The organism is Gilliamella sp. B2717, assembly GCF_026536675.1.
Taxonomy (GTDB): domain Bacteria; phylum Pseudomonadota; class Gammaproteobacteria; order Enterobacterales; family Orbaceae; genus Gilliamella; species Gilliamella apicola_I.
In genome coordinates, this window is record NZ_JAFNNQ010000036.1 from 1,235 (window position 1) to 1,560 (window position 326).

A 326-nucleotide genomic window follows, 5' to 3' on the forward strand; every position below is an offset into this window, starting at 1 on the left:
ACTGTCGTGTTTGTCTAACAATTCGATCGCGGGAATATTTTCGATAATAACCCCCTGTAATCGCTCAACAATTGCCAACAAATTAGCAGGGATTTTTGCCCATGTTGTTGCGCCGGTTGTAGCCCCTTTTTTGGTACCACCAGAAAAACCTGAATTTTTTTGATGTACACCATTTGACGAAAATGACATAAACGATCTGATTAATAATTGACTAGCCTGAACTATTTCGTCAGAACAATTGCAATAACAGGCGTTTAGATACTCATTTCTGTGAAATGGGGTTAACGCAATTAACTGAATTAATTTTTTTGCAGATTGAGGATTGC

At 37.7% G+C, this 326-nt stretch carries 1 pseudogene; it reads right to left on the reverse strand.

Features of this window, described 5'->3' with window-relative positions:
• Window positions 1-189, reverse strand: a pseudogene (locus J3U35_RS05635) (DNA adenine methylase); the annotation flags it as partial.
• Window positions 190-326 lie beyond the last annotated feature (137 nt).